The organism is Fuerstiella sp. (assembly GCA_022447225.1).
Taxonomy (GTDB): domain Bacteria; phylum Planctomycetota; class Planctomycetia; order Planctomycetales; family Planctomycetaceae; genus S139-18.
On sequence record JAKVAZ010000001.1, the window covers coordinates 197,977 to 216,296 of the forward strand.

Consider the following 18,320-nt stretch of genomic DNA (forward strand, 5'->3'; position numbering starts at 1 on the left):
TGTGGCAGATCACTCATTCGGAGACCGGCTTGGCTGTCCCGCCTTCCTTCAGTGAGTTCCCGCGGAGATCCGTTTTTGAACTGCCGTCTGCGGTTTTTTTCTGAGGAACTGTCAGCGGGCGCGTTGTCGTACCGGGTTCACGGTCCGGACTTTTGGATTCCGTTTCTTTGTCTGCTGCCCTGCCAGAAAGTACTGATCGTTGATCTGATTTTACAAAAGCGGGACCAGTGGTGACCGTCAATTTTGTCGGTTTGGAATCAGAGATACGGTTGACAGGAATGTTGCTGAGACGAGTTGCTTCTGGTTTATCCACTGCGCTGAAGGGTCGCTCTGTTTCGACAGCATCGGCGACTTCTGCCGAGGGCTGGACCTGCACGCGGTCGAGGTAGATATTCAGGCCATTAACTGCGTGGTACAGGGGCGAGCAGCGGACTTCGGCTTTTCGATTGTTGATAAGATCCCGGGCTGTCGCGTCAATTGCCCGACGAACCCAGGTTTCTGAAAGCTCATCCTGTGGAAGAGAGATCATCAGGAATTCCAGAATATGCCCTGCACTGGCCATGCGTTTATTGAAGTTGTGTTTATATTCGCGGCCGCGAAAATAATTGCTTGAAAGCATTCCGTTGCTGTTTTGCTGGACGCGCGCCGTATTGATCTGACGGCGAATTTTGTATTCTGCATCAAGCCAGACACCGCGCAGTGGTTTGCCGGACCTCAGATAGACGTTGCGTGCGTGGGCCAGAGCGAACATTCCGTGCGTGCCCCCGCATGCCGCTCCCTGTAATGGTTTCTCTTTCTGTATGGATACCAGCCGCTCAATGCTCCAGGTTTCTTCGGAAGCATTGAGCCACACGGCCTCCGGCGGTAAATAACGACTGAGTGCCCACAGAGTCCATGTTGGTTCATCTTTTGTACTGATGGATTTCTGTGCATGTTCCACCATGTCGGCAATCGTGATCGGGCCGTCAGGTGTCATAAATTTGTGATCCAGTGGCAACGCCGACATTGACAGGATTGCCAGAAACTGATTGGCGTGACCTTCGAACGCCCAGGGCCGACTGTAGGGATGAGCTCTGCCGCCATGCTGTGTCTTTTCGAACCAGGGTTCGTCATTAAATGTTGGCCCCTCAGACACCCAGTCCAGTCCGGAAACAATCTGCCCGTCCATTCGGATTTCAAAGTTACGGCGCAATGCCAACAGTCCGTGCATGATTTGCCAGGGTGTATTGATGTCCGTCGACAGCAGTCGGCGACGTGTTGAATCGACGGCATCCCGGACCAGCTGAATCAGTTGGCTCTGGTCTTTAAACGAGGGCAAACTGCGTGACTGCGAAATCGAACGAAAGGGTGAACCCACATTGATTTCCGGAAGACGGACCAGTGGTTCTTCGACCGGCGAATTCAGTTCGTTAGGTACGGGAAGATCATCAGCCCGACAGATTGGGGCAGAGACCAGGCAAATCAGCAGAAACTGCCGGGTGACGCGGTCCAAATGTGGACGCATTAGGTGGCTCCGACGACTGGACGATAAAACGGATCACAACAGTGCGACAGGAACATTTTCGACCAGCTGAAGACGGGTCTTGATTCCTCCATTGCGGGGAATCACCGTACAGTGGAGATTTGATACTGATTCCGGTGACAATGGCGATATCGAGGGTGTTTGCCCTGTTGGCTCAGCAGATTTGACCGAAACGGCACAGGCCTGATGGCTCGCTTTCTGTGGCCTGGCAGCGACGTGGAACCAGTTCGTTGCGCAGTCTATTGAACGAATTACGCCTGGAAATTCCTCAGGAGCACGGTCCACCTGAGGAACCGTGTGCACTGACTCGCGTGCCGATCGTATCGCCGCTGATCACGCGGCCGATATTTCCGATTCGTTTGTAGTTGAAGACCACAATTGGAAGCCTGTGTTCCATGCAGTGATGGAATGCCTGGGCATCCATGACCTGCAGATTCTGATCCAGGACCTCCCGGTAGCTGATTTCCGTGTAACGAATCGCATGAGGGTTCTTGACAGGATCATCAGAATAGATTCCATCGACTTTTGTGGCTTTCATTACCACGCTCGCATCGATTTCACGCGCTCTTAATGCTGCCGCCGTATCCGTTGTCACGAACGGACTGCCGGTGCCGGCAGCAAGAATAACGACGCGACCTTTTTCCAGATGCCGAATACATCGTCGTCGAATAAAGGGTTCTGCCACACCTTCCATACGAATCGCACTCTGGACACGTGTGGCGACTCCTGCGGTTTCCAGAGCGTCCTGCAGCGCCAGTGCGTTGATGACCGTTGCCAGCATGCCCATATAATGAGCAGTTGACGGGATGATTGTGTGACTGACTTCAGCAAAATCCTTGCCACGCAGAATATTTCCACCCCCACAGACAATGGCAAGTTCCACACCCGAAGTCATTACTTCGCGAATCTGTTCCGCAATACAGGTGACCTCCGGCATACTGATGCCCGACTCACCATTGTGGCAAAAACTTTCACCGCTGATTTTCAGCAGGACGCGTTTGTATGCAGGGGAACCGTCAGCAGTCATGGTTTTGCTGTGGCGAAGGAGTGTGAGTCATTGAGGAGGATCCTGTTGCCGTCGACAGTCGATGAAGTTTCTGGTCGGGGTCAGTAAAGATCGGTACAGCAGGGCAGAAACAAGCGATATGAATCGGGTTGCCTAAGCGTCTGCTGCGCCGCCCACCTGCCACCGATGAAATCCAACCGCTTCGAGCCCGCACTCTGTCAGCGCCTTTTCCACGGTTTTACTGTCGTCTTTGGCAAACGGTTGTGCGAGCAGCACCCCCTGCTCGACAAAGAAATTTTTCATTCTGCCGTCCACGATCTTATCGATAATGTTGTCAGGCTTGCCGGTCGCGCGTGCTTCTTCAGACAAACGGTCACGTTCCTGCTGCACGAGTGATGCGTCGACATCTTCCGGACGCGTCACCGAAGGTCGCAGAGCCGCAATATGCATCGCCACGTCGCGCAGAATACCGCCACTGTTTTCTCCGGTCGCCTGGAACAAGACGCCCGTTTTTCCGTCGTGATGCACATAGCCCCCAACCGGACCTGAAACCCGTTCCACACGATTAACAACGATCTTTTCACGGATCTTGTTGACCAGTTCCTCGAACTGGGACTGCAGTGTTGTGCCGTTATCCGTGCATTGGCTCATCAGCTCTTCCGGGGATTCTGCCCCAGGGCCGTTCAGTAGCTGACTCACCATGGCACTGCCGAATTCTGAGAGTGACTGGCCTGTGGCAACCGGCGCCGATTCGCATTGGATTTCAACCATGGCTGCCTGCTTGCCGTCATCAGAGAGCTGGAAGAAGATGCGCCCCTCTTCGGTTGCGTTGTCGGCACGTTTGTCCTGAATCTTTCGGAACTGAGCTTTCAGGATCTCCACGGCCTTTTCCATATCCCCCTCCGCTTCAACCAGCGCCTTCTTGCATTCCATCATCGGAAGGTCGGTGCGCTCACGGAGTGCTTTGACGGATGCAGCAGTGATTTCTGACATCAGACTATCTCCTTGATATTCGTAACTGAGTTATTGCAGTGATCCGGCAAGTCAGGCCTCTACCACGGTGCTGTTGACGTGACCGGTTGAATTCACAGGTCCGCTCCCGCTCTGCCGACAGATACACACGCAGAAAAGAGACGAGGGCTATGATCCGACGGACTTAACGCCACTCTTGTTGTCCCGTTAAATTCGCAACAAAGCGACCGTCAGGAAATCGTCGGTACTGCTTTTGGTTCTTCGCCGGGATCTGCTTTTTTTGGTTCTTCCGGCCGCATGGACTTACCCTGTTTGATTGCATCGATCAGATGCTGAATGATCAGCCGAATCGATCGGAGGCTGTCATCGTTCCCTGGAATGACCAAGTCAACCAGATCCGGGTCCGAGTCGGTGTCGATCAGTGAAACGACTTTGATTCCGAGCAGGCGAGCCTCGTGGACAGCGTTCTTTTCTTTACCTGGATCCACGACGACCAGACACTCCGGAAGTCGGTTCATATCCCGGATACCGTTCAGATTGCGGTAGATCTTGCGATACTCCCGCAAAAGTGTGGACTGCATTTTCTTACTGTAGGTTCGGATTTCACCGGATTCCCGCAGTGCCTCCAGTTCTTCCAGTCGTTTGAGTCGGCTTCGAACTGTCCGAAAGTTGGTCAGTGTTCCTCCCAGCCAGCGTTCTGTACAGAAGGGCATATCGACTTCGCTTGCCAGTTCCTGTACTGATGCAGATGCTTGGCGTTTGGTGCCCACAAACAGAATCAGACTGCCTTGGGCGGCGACTCGCATCAGATATTTTTTGGCACGGATTAACCCGCGAATCGTTTCTTTTAAATCAATAATGTGAATCTGATTTCGCCGACCGTAGATGTACGGACGCATCTTCGGATTCCAGCGACTTGACCGGTGACCGTAATGGACGCCGGCATCCAAAATCTCTTTCACAACAATCTCAGCCATTGCCGATCTCCTGTGTTCCACAATGTGATGTGGACAGAACAATTGTGTGAAGGTCGAACAGACGTTCGACATTCAACTGCGGCCAATACTCTGGTGACCGTCAGACCCAGCCCCTTCCGCACCGGAACGGGTAGAAAAACAAGTCGAGAAGCATACCGTGGTCCCGACAGGTGGTCAAACCGCGTTTCCTCTTCTCTCACAAGGATTTAAGCGATTCCTGGCCAGTGGAAGCCCACGTCGTTTCGTGCCCCTTGATGATCTTTGCTGCATTCGAATTAATTTTTGTCGGTTTCTGTAACGGCTGTCATCGACCCACCCTCCTGAAGGCATGCCGACACATCGTCGGACAGGTGATCGAATGCTTGTGCAAATTCAAAAAAATTCGTCAAAAGGAGCGACTGAGATAAAAATTTACGAAACCTCACATCAATAGCGGTTGTTGTATGCGGATCCTGTCTTGCGACCGCGGAAACAGATCGTGGTGGTCACCGGGACCACCATCATCACGGCCACTTCCGTGGTTTCCGCCGAAGCATTCACCGTTAGGACGATATGAAGACACCGTTTTCGAAACGATCAGTCCCCTGACAATTGTCCGCCAGGGGGCTTCGTGTGTCCGTGAACACTCCGCAACGCCTGTTCACCAGTCAGTTTTCCTCGGACTTTGTTTACTATGTTGTCACTAACCGGACCCCGGGATATCAAATCAAACCGGCGTGCCGTGGGTCCCGACTGTCTGATTTCCACCAACAGATGATCCTTCGGAAGAATTTCAGTAATACGTTCAGCCCATTCCACGAAACAAATCCGTTGGGGGTCAAACAGGTCGTCTTCTGCTCCCAGTGCAAGAAACTCATCGTGGTCGGCAAGACGGTAAGTATCAAAATGGCTCACTGTCCATTCAGGACACTCATACACCTGCTGTAATACGAAGGTGGGACTTGTGATGATCGACGGATCGATGCCTAGATGCCGGCAGAACGATCTCACGAAATAGGTTTTCCCCGACCCGAGCTGCCCGTTGAGTGCAATCGTCAGGCCCACGCTGACTGAAGTTGCGCACACAGCGGCAAAATTGTGAGTCTGTGCTTCTGACTCACTGTGAAACGTAATGTGTGACATCAATTTAAGTCGTTCTGCATGACGATACTCGATTTGTGTCTGTGTCCTGTTCTGACTTTGCGGGGAATCGTTTTTTGTGCTGTGCACACAGATGTAGCGCGGACGGGCAGGCTTTCTGTTCGCACCGACCTGTTTTATTCGTCGTCGATGTCTAATGTGTCGTCGTGATCCTCATCGTCCGGGTGCAGAGGATCACCGGGGTTAAAAAAGAAATCCCCCAGTCCCATTGGAACGATGTTGCCTCCAAGTGACTGACTGCGACGTTCGGCGAGATTTTCAAGATCGACCGCGTCTTCTCCCAAACACTTTTCCAGCGCTTCGCGCCAGGCATCATCGCGGGCGACGGGGTGTTCCGCAGTCTGCGCCAGTCTCTTGATGGCGAATCTCAGCAGATTGATTCCGTCTCGAGTACTAAAGTCCAGATTGAGCGTATGAGCCTGCTGCAGAAAGTCCACGGTGAGGCTCAGCATTTGGTCGTCAGCAAACGGAAGATGGTACCGGAGGATGGCCATTTCGTCGTCTCGGTCGGGATGTCCCAGACTGAGAGTTGGCTGCAGGCGGCTCATGATGTAATCCGGTATCTCGAAAGTTGAGGCATCCTCATTCATTGTGACGGCGCAGCGAAAATCGGGATGAGCGTGAATGGTGATTCCGGCAACGATTGATTCCACGTAGCGCCGATGGTCCAGCAAAGGCGCCAGGCTGGCCCACGATTTTTCATTCATGCGGTTTCCTTCATCCAGCACACAGATTCCGCCTTGAATCATGGCGGTTACCATGGGGGATGCGTGGTAAGCGATTTTCCCGCTTTCGGCGAGTACCGGTGTTACGAGCAGATCTTCCGGGCGCGTGTCCGAAGTGCATTGATAGATATACAGATCCTGCTCACGAACCCTGGTTGCCGATATGGCGAGAGTTGTCTTACCGATTCCCGGAGTTCCCACAATTCGCGGTGTCAGTGGCAGATCCCGATTGTCCACAACGAGCCAGCAGGCCAGCAGTTGCTGAAGTACTTCCGTCTGTCCGATCCAGTTGCCGGAGGTCGTGTCGGGCGTTGACAGGTGCAGTGAAACGCCGTCCACGTTATGAATTTCAGCCATGATGAACCTAATCTGAACCGTTGATGGGGGAAACACGGGAGCAGGCCGCACAACGGGGAAAGAGCTGTATAACTCGCAGTTGACAAGTGTTTTTCTGCCAGCGGCAGGAACACAGATTGCTGTCACCAGGAATGTCTTGCGGGCTGTCTGTGGTTTCAGGACAGGGGATTGAGTCCAGCGTTTGACATCGCAGATTTCGATCCCTACCGTCACTAAGGTATATACTTTACCAACCGCTGACGGGGTTTCCTCCATTCGCGGGATCTCAACTCTCTTCGGCCAGTATTTTCCGTCATTCCGCATTCCGGGAGACTATGTCGATGGCTCGTACCGTAACCCTGTTCACCGGCCAGTGGGCCGATTTGCCTCTCGAAGAGCTTTGTAAGAAGTCCAAAGAATTCGGTTATGATGGACTTGAACTGGCATGTTGGGGCGATCATTTCGAAGTTGATAAGGCCCTTTCTGACGACAGCTATTGTCAGAAGAAGCGTGATTTACTGGACAAATACGAACTCAAACTGTTTTCCATTTCCAATCACCTTGTTGGCCAGGCAGTACTGGACAATATCGATCAGCGACACCAAGCTATTCTTCCGGAGTATGTCTGGGGCGACGGTGACCCGGATGGTGTGAACGCGCGAGCGGTCGAGGAAATGAAGAATACGGCCCGTGCTGCCCAAAAACTCGGCGTGAGTATTGTGAACGGGTTTACCGGTTCCAGCATCTGGCATCTTCTCTACGATTTTCCGCCGACACCGCCGGAGATGATTGATGCCGGATTCGATTTGCTGGCAGAGCGATGGAATCCGATCCTGGACGTCTTCCAGGAATGTGGCATTAAGTTCGGACTGGAAGTCCACCCTTCAGAAATTGCATTCGACATTTATTCTGCAGAGCGTGCTCTCAAATCACTTAATCACCGTGAAGAATTCGGCTTCAACTTTGATCCAAGCCATCTTATCTGGCAGGGAGTGGACCCCGTTGAGTTTCTTAGATACTTTCCGGAGCGGATTTATCATGTGCATATGAAAGATGCCTCGGTGACGCTGAACGGCCGAACGGGAATTCTAACGAGTCATCTTCCCTGGGGTGACAACCGACGAGGCTGGGACTTCCGCAGTGTCGGACGTGGTGGAGTACGATTCGAAGAGATCATCCGCGAGCTCAACGCCATCAACTACAGCGGACCGCTGTCAGTCGAATGGGAAGATATCGGGATGGATCGGGAACAGGGTGCAGCCGAAGCGGCGCAGTTCTGCAAGAACGTGGACTTCGAACCGTCCGGCCGCCGATTTGACGACGCTTTTGCCGATTAAAGCTGCGGGGGGAAATCCAGTATCGATCGCTCCAACTGTGTTCAACAGTCGGGGTGCTGTTGTATTGGAGCACAGTCACGGATGAATCAGGATCCTGTTCGTGTCAATCAGGTGCACTGGACTCGGGTTTTCCCGTTTTTGCGCCTGTTCAAAGCGGCTACGCTTGGGTGCCGTTTATCAGCGATACTAATTGCAGGCGTTGCTGTCCAGGTCAGCTGGAACGGCTCGAATGTCATCTGTTACGCAATGACCGGCTCTGTCGTCGATTTTCCGACAATCACCGGACCGTCAGTAACTCCAGCCACGATCAGCATACTGCAGAACGTTCCGGCCCAGCTGCTTCCGCGACTGACTGACAATGTTCTCGCGTTTGCATCGGACTGCTTCCTGATGCCTCCGTCACGGGATGCTTTTCTTTCGTGCCGGTTGATTACGGGAAGCCAGGGCTACTGGCCGGCCTTTGTCCTGATGGTGTGGAATGCGCTGAATCTGGGATTTTTTGGGACAGCTCTGGCACGTTTGGTCTCGACACAATTTTGTTGTCAGTCACGAACCGGAATTTTCGCATCGGTGTGCTATGCCGCCCGGCACTGGAAAGAAACGCTGCTGGCGGCCGGACTCATCATTACGATTCTGTTGATCCTCAGATCTCTGCTTGTGCTGGCGGGATATGTTTCGGGATTCGGATTCGCCGGTCAGACAACGGTGAGCGTCTTGTGGATACTGATCGAGCTGACTGGCGTCGGCCTGGTGCTTGGATTCCTGGTGGGAGGGGCTGCCTGGCTGTTGTCGCCGGCTGCGACGGGTGTCGATGGATGTTCGGGCGCAGAATCAGTCAGTCGCTGCATCAGCTACTGTTTGTCGCATCCTCTGTTGCTGTTGATCGGCCTTGCGACAATTACTGCCCTTGCGTTTACCGTGCGCAAGCTGTGTGAAGCATTACTCATCGCCGGCAGTACGGCCCTGCCCCCTGCTCTGAAAGCTCAGGATCCCGACGATGTTCGTCAAATAGGGATGTATGTGATGGCGCAGATTCCTGAAGCCGTTCATCTCGCCGTGTTCCTTGCGGGTACTACGATTCTGTACATATTGTTACGACAGAGAGAAGACGGTATCAGTACAGATGAGATTGACGGGGCCGTTTCGCCTCGACGTACTACCTGATCGCAATCATCGATGCAAAATTGAAATGCCGTAACCAGACTCCTGCCTGACAGAAACCGCAGGCTTTTATTCGGTCAACGTGAACAGCCAGTGTTTCAGTGATCAGTGATTCTTCCAAAGCAGCTCGTTTTTGAGCAATCTCAAGTTCGCTGTATCCGTGGGCCCTCTTGAAATCCAGGTGGAGCTCTGTCATCAGCTGTTGTTCCTGCAGGTCATCGAAACACACCTTTTCAGAGACCAGCAGAGCTCCGCCGGGCCGCATCCCTGCGTAGATTGACCGGAGCAGGGGCAAACGTTCACGGCAAGGCACGAACTGCAGGGTTAGATTGAGTACGACGACAGAAGCGTTTTCCACAGAGACAGACCGAATATCATTTTCATGCGTGATGATTTCGCAGGTCGTTCCACTGGTTTCTTTCAGCCGATTCCTGAGACGGGTGATCATCGCATGTGAATTGTCAACAGCGTGAAGAGTACATGAGGTTGGGGCACGAAGCCGCATGCGTTCGGTTGCAGCTCCCAGTGAACAGCCTAAATCATAAAGCTGACTGTTCGGAGCAGCGTGTGTCAGTGTGATTTGCTCAACCATTGCCAGCATCGACGCGTAGCCAGGCACCGACCGGGCAATCATATCAGGGAAGACACGGGCTACACTGTCGTCAAACTCAAACTGTTCAATCCGGGCAAGAGGCTTGGAATAGATCCGGTCCTGATTCATGGTGACGTGCCGGGAGAAGCAAGAGAAGTACAGCAGGCCGGATGTCCGGTACAACACGGGCATATGTCATCGCACCGGGCGAGTCGAAAAAAAACCTTCATGAGCGGTCCCCGGGATGACTCAAACAGTTTTCGGTTCCGGTGCCGTCTGCAGAAAGCAGACCAATTCTGCTGTTCCTGTTACGGATTTGCAAGATTTGAGGATGTCGTTTCGTGAGTGAATCCATACGCCCGTGTTCTTTCCAAGAAAATTCCTGCGGTCAGGTGCATCAACGAACATCGCTCACTGCAACGCAATACCGTCCGCTTCCCCATCAGTATACAGGGGGTGGGGATCCGATCATTTTTCTGGAAGGTTGATTGGCGGCTGGTCCGGTCATTTCATTATTTCGGCAGGATGAGTCTGACTTCACGCTTTAGCCTTTTTCAGCACCCGTTGCCGGTATGGCTGTGGCCGAGTGGGCGTCCAGGCTGGCTGCCAGTGTCTCGGCCCCGAAGTCTGCGGGCAACCTGGTGCGAATTTGTGTACCTGTGGGTGCCCCGTGATCGGTTGAATGGCGGGAAATCTCTTCTTCGGAAGAGACTCTTCTATCCGGCCATCGAGAAGAAAACTGTGTCCGGCCTGCGGCACACGAACATCATGATTTGAGTGATGTCATTCGGAAACATGCCGGACATCGTTGTTTCAGAAACAGCGTTTACCATCGGCAACGCTTGAGTTTTCCCCTGATTGATCCACGGCGCAGCTGTCTGTGCGACATAGAGTTCAGAAGTTCTCCAGTTCCTTTCACCGATGCTTATTCCGGATCTTATTCCGGATCTTATTGCGGTACCGGGGTTTATGCTCTGTTCCAAAAAGCTCATTCGAGTCCACTGGTTTGCCGGTGCTCCCTATTCTTCGTCGTCAAGGCTGGAGATCAAGCCGTGTGATTTGTCTACGGATGACTGTTCCGGTGAATGTGATGTGCGAGTTCTGGAATTTTTTGACAAAAAGAATGCGTTGAAAATTCGGAACATTGTCACGTCTCACAAGACTCCGGTTCTGTTGCTTGTTGGCAACGATTGTTTTGATGAAGCGTTCGATCTGATCCGGGAAGAAGACGATCTTTGTTTGATTGACAGTCCCTGGATGCTGATAGAACACCGTCTTTGCCGGCTTCAGAAAAATGCTGCAAACCGACTGGATTCGCTCACTGCTTTGCGAAGTCGCAAAGAGTTGATTCGTCATCTGGGAGAGTGTTGTGCCGAGGCAGATTCAAGCCGACCCGTGTCCGTTATTTTTCTGGACCTGGACCACTTCAAGGCACTCAACGATCAGCACGGGCATGCTGTCGGGGACAATCTGCTGGTTGAGTGCGGTGAGCTGCTGAATGAATACACCAGCCAGGATTTCTTTGTCGCTCGATTCGGTGGCGAAGAATTTGTACTCGTCAGTCGTCTGGACGAAGAATCGACGCGACGGACAGCCGAGCACATTCGAATTACGATTGCTTCGCATGAGTTTCCTGGCCAGATCAGGATGTCCACCAGCATCGGCATCAGCACTACTGAAACGTCGATGGAAGTTTCTGATTTGCTGAGTCAGGCTGACGAAGCTTTGTATGCTGCCAAGGCGGGAGGTCGAGATCTGGTCTACACCTGGAATCAGCTGAAAGCAGAGTCTTCAAGTGCCGGCGAAGATGTGGATGTGACAGGCCTGGAGAATCATGCACGCGTTTTTTCAGAACGTGTGACGAGTTTCATTACCCGGCGCAGTAAAAAGCTGATTTCCGGACTGAAACACGAGGCATCGACTGACGGGCTGACACAAATATACAACCGACGTTATCTGGACAGCCAGCTTTCCGTGGAACTGGCAGCAGCGGAACAGCACGCGTATCCGCTGTGTATCGCTCTGATCGACGTTGATCATTTTGGCCAGGTGAACAAAACTCATGGCTGGCCAACCGGTGACCTTGTTCTGAAGCAGGTTAGCTCCCTCATTCAATCCAACCTTCGAAAGACCGACTGGGTGGGGCGTTATGGCGGAGAGGAGTTCTGCGTCGTGCTGATCGACGCCACTTTATCCCAGGCGAGATTTGTGCTGGAGCGTCTCAGATCAGCGGTAGAGAAGTCCCTGTTTGAATCCACAGCCGGCGTACCGCTGGCAGTCACGATTAGTATCGGGCTTGTTGAGCAGGACGTTGCAGACACCACACCAGTGCAGTTGCTCGAACGAGCCAGTCGCGAGACACTTGCTGCGAAGAATGCGGGACGCAACTGCCTGCGTCCGCAGCCGGAACAACGGGTTCATCAGATTTGCCAGCCGCAACATTGATCAGAAGTACAGCCACAGGTGTGCAGAACAGACCGTCGCGCCGGGAGTGTCTGTATGTGGTCTAACGGCCGTTGTCGCAACAGCGAACTTCTTTTGTCTGTCTGCAGTTTCAGGTTTAATGTTTTTCATCCTGGATGCCCACGGCGATGAGCACATGACCCCTGGTGTGCGTACTTCGGATACAGCTGGTGAGTTTTGATCCGGCGGCGAATGATCGGATCATCACGTCGTCACGGCGAATTTCGTTCTGCCTGCTTCGCCGCCTGGTAGGCTTCTTCCATTTGTGGCAGTGAGGCTTCTTCGATGGACTGACCATCCGTCTTCATCGCTGCCTCTATGGCTCGAAACCGGCGGTTGAACTTTGCATTGCTCTGACGAAGTGCTTCTTCGGGATCGATCCCCCAGCGACGGGCAATATTTGCCAGTACGAACAAAACGTCGCCGAGTTCGTTCCGCACTCGTGCTTTGCGTTCTGAACACTCAATCGGCCGATCGGGGACAGGTTCACCCTCAACACCGGCCGGCACGTGCGGAATTCGGCCATCATCAAACAGTTCGGCTGCCAGTTCGTTCAGCTCCTCATTGAGCTTGTCAAACAACATATCACGATCCGGGAAGTCATAGCCGGCAGATGCGGCTCGCGACGTAATGCGCGACGCTCGAGCCAGCTGGGGCATCGTTACCGGAATTCCGTCCAGCCTGGAATCACGTGATTGTTTTTCGGCAGCCTTGGCGGCTCGCCAGTGACGCTTAACCTCGTCGGCTGAATCTGCTGAGACATTGCCAAAAACATGGGGATGTCGTCGCACCATTTTGTCTGCAATCTGTCTGACGACATCGATCAGTTGAAATCGATTTTCATCGGCAGCAATCTGCGCATGCAGCACCACCTGCAAAAGCACATCTCCTAACTCTTCCTGGATGGCTGCATTGTCGCCTGAATCGATCGCTTCCAGGAGTTCGCAGGTCTCTTCCAGTGTGTACGGTTTGATACTTTGCAGTGTCTGCTGACGATCCCACGGGCATCCGTCGGGGGCTCGCAGACGAGCAATCACTTCGCACAGTCGGCGGAATTCGGGTAACAGCTGATCAAAGCCTGGAGGTTGACCGAACATGTCTGGATCGTGCTTCACTGTCCGGCTCCGGAACTGGTTTTGAGGTAAACTTCCAGCTGAGCGAGCAGCGGATCAATCGTTCGTTCCTGAATCCGATGCGGAGGATCCCATGAAAACCACTTGAATCCTATATGTTCTGTGAGTTCGGGTTCGAGTGGTTCAGCGATTGATGCCAGAAATAACCGCAGTGTCTTTTCAATTTTTTCGGAGTGCTGATTTTTTTTTCCGTAACGTCGGCCGGGGACACGATATCGCTGTTCGTAACAAAATCCAGGATCAATCTGCAGTACCTGTTCTCCAAATCCGGTTTCTTCTTCCAGTTCCCGCAATGCGCACTCGAGATCGGATTCACCGGGATCGACATGACCCTTTGGAAGATCCCAGCGATCCTCATGTTCCATCAGCAGAAAAGACTCGACCGGATTGCCTGTTACGATTAAGAATCCGCAGCTGCGTGGTTGTTTCAAGAGAGAGTACTCCGAAACCTGATGAGTTGTGTGAGAGCGTCCGGAAACATGTCTTCAAAAGGTGTGCCCGTTTTGGAATTCCGCTGTAGCTAACGGTTAACGGATATCTCAGCTTTTTGGCAGAGTATAGTCGGGATGGCAGTCGACGGGAGGCAGGCGGTCCTCGAGTCGATCGGGAGTCACTGAAAATGGCTGTGCAGGTGGCCGTCCTTCCAGGCTGAGATAGTCCTGAAGTGTCCAGTGATTCACTGGAAAAGCCAGTTCATCCCACGGGATTTCTTTGAGGGAGACCATGGCGACTTCCAGCGATTCCGTACCGGCGACGATTTCGGGGCTGTTCAGATGCGTGAGATACACCAGGTGCACCTGTCCGATTCGTGGAATGGAATAGACTCCCAGCAATGACGATGCAGCGACGCGTGCACCGGCCTCTTCGAATGACTCACGAACAGCTGCATTCTCTGCTGTTTCACCCATTTCCATGAACCCTCCTGGCAATGTCCAGAAACCGTAACGGGGCAGGATCGCCCGACGGCACAGCAGGACTTGATCTCCTTCAATGCACAGCGCGGCAGCAATGACGCGGGGATTTTCGTAGTGAATCCAGCCGCAGCGGTCACAGACAGAACGCTCGTGGTCATCACCCTCAGGAATGCGCCGTCGGAAATTCTCAAATTTGCTGATCGGAATATTCATTCCGCCACGATAACGGAATTGAACCGTCGGTGCAGCTGTCAACACAAACCCTGACAGAATACCGCAGTGCCGGAAGCCGAACATGGCAGCATCTGCCGGCACCGGTCCGGCGGGAACCGGTCAATCGATCACAATTCTGCTGAGGTCATCGGATTTCGGATAGTGCGGATTCATCCCGTGCAGTGCACTGGTGATGATGCGCATCACGGCCAGATTGCGATACCACTTCTGATCTGCCGGGATCACGTACCATGGAACCGATTCTGTTGTGCAGTGATTCAGCATGTCTTCAAAAGCCTGCTGATAATCATCCCACAAGGCCCGTTTGTTCAGATCATCAATATCGAATTTCCAGTGCTTGTCCGGTCTGTCCAGTCGGTCCTGAAGGCGTTCCTTCTGCTCGTCTCGGGAAATATGCAGAAAGATCTTCAGAATCGTGGTTCCGGTAGACGTGAGGTGCTGCTCGAATCCGTTGATCAGTTCGTATCTTGGACGCCAGACAGCTTCGGGCACGATGTGGTGAACTCGCACGACCAAAACATCTTCGTAGTGTGAGCGATTGAAAATCCCGATCATTCCGTTTGCCGGCGCGGCGTTATGGACTCGCCACAGAAAATCGTGGTTCAGTTCTTCCACTGACGGTTTTTTGAACGAAGTAACGCGCACTCCCTGGGGGTTAACTCCTTCACATACTTTGCGAATGGTTCCGTCTTTGCCTCCGGCATCCATGGCCTGAAGTACGATCAGTAATTTCTGTTTACCTTCGGCATACAGCTTTGCCTGCATTCGAATGAATTGCTCCCGCAAATCCCGGAATTCTGTTTCAGCTGCCGCACGATCGTCGCAGTAGTCTCGCCCCTTTGTACTGATCTGAGCCAGTTGAACGGGTGTTCCTGGAGTCAGTCGGTGTGTCTGTGGCATGGTGTTTTCTGATTGGCAGGTGCGAATTTTTATTCGCCGGGGGACAGGAGTGACGGAGACGATGAGTCGAAAGTTTTGATGTGGTTAGCGGCGGACGTACGAGGAAATCGATTTAGTAGTTCGCGTCTCAGCCGACCTGCTGATGCCGACCGGCCGGTTGCCTCCAGACACACGATTGCCTCAGCCAGTCCGGAGGCGGCCAGGTTTGGGTCGTGGTTCTGCATCAGCGGCAGCCAAAGCAGCTCCAGTGCCGCCTGATCCGGTTTATGACGCAGCTGGAATGCACGGCCAACAATGAATTGTGGGCCGGAACGCAGAGATTCAGGCAATCCCGCAGCTCGTTTCTGCCAGCGTCGCACGGTTGGGAGGTGAACAGAGTCTGTCATCGTCAGCTGAATTCGCCACAACTGAGTCTCAGCTATAATGCCCACCGGCAAATGCCGGTTCGACCTAAGTTCTTTCAGAATCTCCACACACCGTTCGGTGTACCGGGAATCCTGCAGAAGTGCAGACGCAGAGGACAGCTGTCGGAGGATTGACTCACTGCGAAGGTCGCCCGGCGATGCAACGTAACGTTCGTGACTCGGGAGACGATCATCCCAGACCAAAGGAAGCAGGCTCAGGTACGGAGATGCCGGATCACGTTCATAGATGGTTTCGACTCGCCGGACCGCATCTTCAGGACGGTTGAGCATCAGACAACAGCGAATTGCAGTGGCCTGAATTCGGTTGTAAACCCGCGACGGGATTCCTTTGTCCAGCAACCGGTCACAGTTCCCAAGTGCCTGGACATATTTTTCCTGTTCAAAGAGTCGCTCATTTTCGGTGTACAGCGTTCGATTGTCGCCACGGTCAGATTGCAGGATTGAATCAACCTGCTGTGCGCCACATACGTGGCACCAGATGGGTATCAGCAATATGCTGACAATCGCACTAAACCGGATTCCGAAGCCGTTTTGCATTTGAACTTCGCTAGTGGGAAGGCAGGACGTTCCAGACCTGCACTTTCACGACGCTACCTGAGCTTTCCTGCGTAATTGTCTGTTTCCATCGGAGTACGCCGAACGGGACATCATCACAATACCAGACATCGCATCGATGCCAGCATCTGCCCAGGTGTTGATCTGTGATACTGACGCGCGACGCGGCCCGTTCACATCGATATCCTGTGGAATCCGGGGTTTGCTGATACCAGCGGACACCGGCCGCAACGTAGGGACGAGGGAGCGGCAGGCCCTGGATTAGCTGAGTTAGTCGGTTCTGCGGTTTTTCCAGTTCTCGTCTGTCATTCAATACGCGCAGCCAGTTGCCGACCGGCTGACCGGTTTCGAATTCATCAAGCAGAACGCAAATTCGTACGAAGTGGTCTGTCTCACGAGAATCGTCGGAAATCCTGACTTCAATCACGCAAACGCGATGACCATTCAGAGACCGATGTCCCTGACTGACCAGTTTCACCGAATGCTCTGATCCTTCGAGTTTCCACACACCGGTCGTTCCGGCGATCTGTGGCCAGGACCTGAAAATGCTGTGGCGCTCTGTTTTAAACGGAGCAACGGGCGTCCGATAGTCGATCCAGCCCGCCTGACGCATGGCTTTGTATATCCAGGACGGACGCCAGGGATCCGGCAGCGAAATCGTTGCTGTAGTGACGGAAGCCAACAGGAGCGCGCCAGCTATCCTGCGTCCACGAACTGACGTCATCAGTCGTTCAGTCGGTTCCAGCATGGCGAACCACCAAAAAGGTGTCAGCCACAGCATCCAGCGAAGCGCGACGGAATTTCCACCATAGTTGTAGTTCTGTGTCCGTGTCAGATAAAAGACAAGCACTATCCCGGATGTCATCGCCCCGGCAAGCATGATTCCCTCAAGACCATTGCGGTATTTGGCCTGACGCATACGACACCATCCCCACACGGAAAGCAGAAATACGGGTGTGTGCGAGAGCAGGCCATGATGGCCGATGACACAGTGAAACAGGTAGATCATCGCATTTTCAGCACTGGCATCGAGTCCCTGGGGGTTACTCCAGTAGCTTGGAATTCCCTGGTGGATGTAGACATATTTGTCGGTGCCATAAAATGCATAAAATGGAAGAATTCCGCCGGTTACCAGCCAGTTCGTAATGAAATGTGCTGACAGCGGCAGCAGTGCGGCCGGCACGAACCACCGCAGAGTCAAACGTGCATTGTTCTTCAGCATCCAAAAAAATGCTGTAACGCCGAAGAGTGCCGCCGGCAATTCGAAGCAACATGTCAAAGCCGCAGTCAGTCCCGTGAGCGCGAACTCATGAGGTTGGGACCGCTGCGGGGCCTGTTGAATTTTCACGATCGTCACAAGACAGATCAGCAAAGAGACAACCGCGGGAGTGTGATTGTTCAGCGTCGACAGGTAAGGATTGATCATCGACCCGAACCCTGCCACCAGCAGCACGAAACACTGTGTGATCAGTGACAGGTTTAGTTGCAGTAACAGTCGCTGAAACATCCACAGAGCCAGCAGCATCGGCAGGCCGTTGATCAGGAGCAATGTGAATCTTGTTACCGGCAGCGTATCGCGTTTGAGATCCGCACCAAGAATTCGACGCTGAACACCGTACACACCGGCAGCAATTGACGACAGCAGCGGAGGTTTTGACGAATAAAAATGAAATGGTGCATTATCATCCGTTCGATGTCTCACCTTGTCGATTGTGGACCAGCGGGGGTCTCGGTCGATTTCGTCGATTTGCCATGTGTGACGGTGGATCAGCGACCACACAGTGGACCATCGCGAACGGTCATTTGCACTTTGCAGAGGCGTTCCACATAAAATCCCACCGATGATTACGCCGGCGGACGCCAGCAGAATCAATCGTGGAATCGTCTGATTTACAGTTGATGCGGAATCGGCAGTCACGATGACTCAC

General features: G+C 53.1%; 16 protein-coding genes. 3 read left to right on the forward strand and 13 right to left on the reverse strand.

Translation table 11 applies throughout. From position 1 onward, the window contains the following. Positions 1-13 precede the first annotated feature (13 nt). The 6 genes from MK110_00705 to MK110_00730 all read right to left on the reverse strand — a co-directional run bounded on the left by MK110_00705 (position 14) and on the right by MK110_00730 (position 6,699). The gene (locus MK110_00705; GenBank protein ID MCH2209793.1) at positions 14-1,504 is read right to left on the reverse strand and encodes a hypothetical protein; all 1,491 of its coding nucleotides are present in this window, start codon (positions 1,502-1,504) and stop codon (positions 14-16) included. Positions 1,505-1,790: 286 nt separating this feature from the next. Then, positions 1,791-2,549: a UMP kinase gene (gene pyrH, locus MK110_00710; protein MCH2209794.1), complete on the reverse strand. Its 759-nt coding sequence runs from the start codon at positions 2,547-2,549 to the stop codon at positions 1,791-1,793. A 132-nt stretch (positions 2,550-2,681) separates the two neighbouring features. Continuing rightward, on the reverse strand, positions 2,682-3,521 hold the full coding sequence (gene tsf / locus MK110_00715; GenBank protein ID MCH2209795.1) for a translation elongation factor Ts: 840 nt from the start codon (positions 3,519-3,521) through the stop codon (positions 2,682-2,684). A 209-nt stretch (positions 3,522-3,730) separates the two neighbouring features. Beyond that, a complete protein-coding gene (rpsB, locus tag MK110_00720) occupies positions 3,731-4,477 on the reverse strand; it encodes a 30S ribosomal protein S2 (GenBank protein MCH2209796.1) in 747 nt (248 codons plus the stop codon). Positions 4,478-5,053: 576 nt separating this feature from the next. After that, positions 5,054-5,599 carry a tRNA (adenosine(37)-N6)-threonylcarbamoyltransferase complex ATPase subunit type 1 TsaE gene (gene tsaE / locus MK110_00725; GenBank protein MCH2209797.1) on the reverse strand — a complete coding sequence of 182 codons (546 nt, stop codon included), beginning with the start codon at positions 5,597-5,599 and terminating at the stop codon, positions 5,054-5,056. A gap of 134 nt (positions 5,600-5,733) precedes the next feature. Further along, positions 5,734-6,699, reverse strand: coding sequence for a MoxR family ATPase (locus tag MK110_00730; GenBank protein MCH2209798.1), 966 nt, complete (start codon positions 6,697-6,699; stop codon positions 5,734-5,736). Positions 6,700-7,019: 320 nt separating this feature from the next. On the opposite strand from MK110_00730, the gene MK110_00735 reads away from it, so the two are divergent. Further along, entirely contained in the window at positions 7,020-8,015 is a 996-nt protein-coding gene (locus tag MK110_00735; protein ID MCH2209799.1) for a sugar phosphate isomerase/epimerase, read from the forward strand. Between the two features lie 81 nt (positions 8,016-8,096). Beyond that, positions 8,097-9,179 (forward strand): hypothetical protein, encoded by a 1,083-nt coding sequence (locus tag MK110_00740; GenBank protein ID MCH2209800.1) that lies wholly within the window; start codon positions 8,097-8,099, stop codon positions 9,177-9,179. On the opposite strand, the gene cmoA is transcribed toward MK110_00740, so the two are convergent. Then, positions 9,172-9,897 (reverse strand): carboxy-S-adenosyl-L-methionine synthase CmoA, encoded by a 726-nt coding sequence (gene cmoA, locus MK110_00745; protein ID MCH2209801.1) that lies wholly within the window; start codon positions 9,895-9,897, stop codon positions 9,172-9,174. The two genes, MK110_00740 and cmoA, sit on opposite strands and share 8 nt — an antisense overlap. Before the next feature lie 840 nt (positions 9,898-10,737). Here cmoA and MK110_00750 point away from each other — a divergent pair. Next, the gene (locus MK110_00750; protein ID MCH2209802.1) at positions 10,738-12,213 is read left to right on the forward strand and encodes a GGDEF domain-containing protein; all 1,476 of its coding nucleotides are present in this window, start codon (positions 10,738-10,740) and stop codon (positions 12,211-12,213) included. A gap of 230 nt (positions 12,214-12,443) precedes the next feature. On the opposite strand, the gene mazG is transcribed toward MK110_00750, so the two are convergent. The 6 genes from mazG to MK110_00780 all read right to left on the reverse strand — a co-directional run bounded on the left by mazG (position 12,444) and on the right by MK110_00780 (position 18,310). After that, positions 12,444-13,346 carry a nucleoside triphosphate pyrophosphohydrolase gene (gene mazG, locus MK110_00755; protein MCH2209803.1) on the reverse strand — a complete coding sequence of 301 codons (903 nt, stop codon included), beginning with the start codon at positions 13,344-13,346 and terminating at the stop codon, positions 12,444-12,446. Next, positions 13,343-13,729, reverse strand: coding sequence for an NUDIX domain-containing protein (locus MK110_00760; GenBank protein ID MCH2209804.1), 387 nt, complete (start codon positions 13,727-13,729; stop codon positions 13,343-13,345). The genes mazG and MK110_00760 overlap by 4 nt, the downstream gene beginning before the upstream one ends. Positions 13,730-13,903: 174 nt before the next feature. Then, complete coding sequence (locus tag MK110_00765; GenBank protein MCH2209805.1) at positions 13,904-14,491, reverse strand: NUDIX hydrolase; 588 nt, start codon at positions 14,489-14,491, stop codon at positions 13,904-13,906. A gap of 120 nt (positions 14,492-14,611) precedes the next feature. Then, the gene (locus MK110_00770; protein MCH2209806.1) at positions 14,612-15,412 is read right to left on the reverse strand and encodes a polyphosphate kinase 2 family protein; all 801 of its coding nucleotides are present in this window, start codon (positions 15,410-15,412) and stop codon (positions 14,612-14,614) included. A gap of 29 nt (positions 15,413-15,441) precedes the next feature. Then, on the reverse strand, positions 15,442-16,374 hold the full coding sequence (locus tag MK110_00775; protein MCH2209807.1) for a hypothetical protein: 933 nt from the start codon (positions 16,372-16,374) through the stop codon (positions 15,442-15,444). 10 nt (positions 16,375-16,384) lie between these two features. Beyond that, positions 16,385-18,310, reverse strand: a complete 1,926-nt coding sequence (locus tag MK110_00780; GenBank protein ID MCH2209808.1) for a hypothetical protein — start codon at positions 18,308-18,310, stop codon at positions 16,385-16,387. Positions 18,311-18,320: the final 10 nt, after the last annotated feature.

What these genes read in the sequence shown, in the direction of transcription:
- MK110_00705 (MCH2209793.1), bottom strand. Translation starts at nt 1,504, where the DNA reads ATGCGTCCACATTTGGACCGCGTCACCCGGCAGTTTCTGCTGATTTGC.
- pyrH (MCH2209794.1), bottom strand. Translation starts at nt 2,549, where the DNA reads ATGACTGCTGACGGTTCCCCTGCATACAAACGCGTCCTGCTGAAAATC.
- tsf (MCH2209795.1), bottom strand. Translation starts at nt 3,521, where the DNA reads ATGTCAGAAATCACTGCTGCATCCGTCAAAGCACTCCGTGAGCGCACC.
- rpsB (MCH2209796.1), bottom strand. Translation starts at nt 4,477, where the DNA reads ATGGCTGAGATTGTTGTGAAAGAGATTTTGGATGCCGGCGTCCATTAC.
- tsaE (MCH2209797.1), bottom strand. Translation starts at nt 5,599, where the DNA reads ATGTCACACATTACGTTTCACAGTGAGTCAGAAGCACAGACTCACAAT.
- MK110_00730 (MCH2209798.1), bottom strand. Translation starts at nt 6,699, where the DNA reads ATGGCTGAAATTCATAACGTGGACGGCGTTTCACTGCACCTGTCAACG.
- MK110_00735 (MCH2209799.1), top strand. Translation starts at nt 7,020, where the DNA reads ATGGCTCGTACCGTAACCCTGTTCACCGGCCAGTGGGCCGATTTGCCT.
- MK110_00740 (MCH2209800.1), top strand. Translation starts at nt 8,097, where the DNA reads ATGAATCAGGATCCTGTTCGTGTCAATCAGGTGCACTGGACTCGGGTT.
- cmoA (MCH2209801.1), bottom strand. Translation starts at nt 9,897, where the DNA reads ATGAATCAGGACCGGATCTATTCCAAGCCTCTTGCCCGGATTGAACAG.
- MK110_00750 (MCH2209802.1), top strand. Translation starts at nt 10,738, where the DNA reads ATGCTCTGTTCCAAAAAGCTCATTCGAGTCCACTGGTTTGCCGGTGCT.
- MK110_00760 (MCH2209804.1), bottom strand. Translation starts at nt 13,729, where the DNA reads ATGGAACATGAGGATCGCTGGGATCTTCCAAAGGGTCATGTCGATCCC.
- MK110_00765 (MCH2209805.1), bottom strand. Translation starts at nt 14,491, where the DNA reads ATGAATATTCCGATCAGCAAATTTGAGAATTTCCGACGGCGCATTCCT.
- MK110_00770 (MCH2209806.1), bottom strand. Translation starts at nt 15,412, where the DNA reads ATGCCACAGACACACCGACTGACTCCAGGAACACCCGTTCAACTGGCT.
- MK110_00775 (MCH2209807.1), bottom strand. Translation starts at nt 16,374, where the DNA reads ATGCAAAACGGCTTCGGAATCCGGTTTAGTGCGATTGTCAGCATATTG.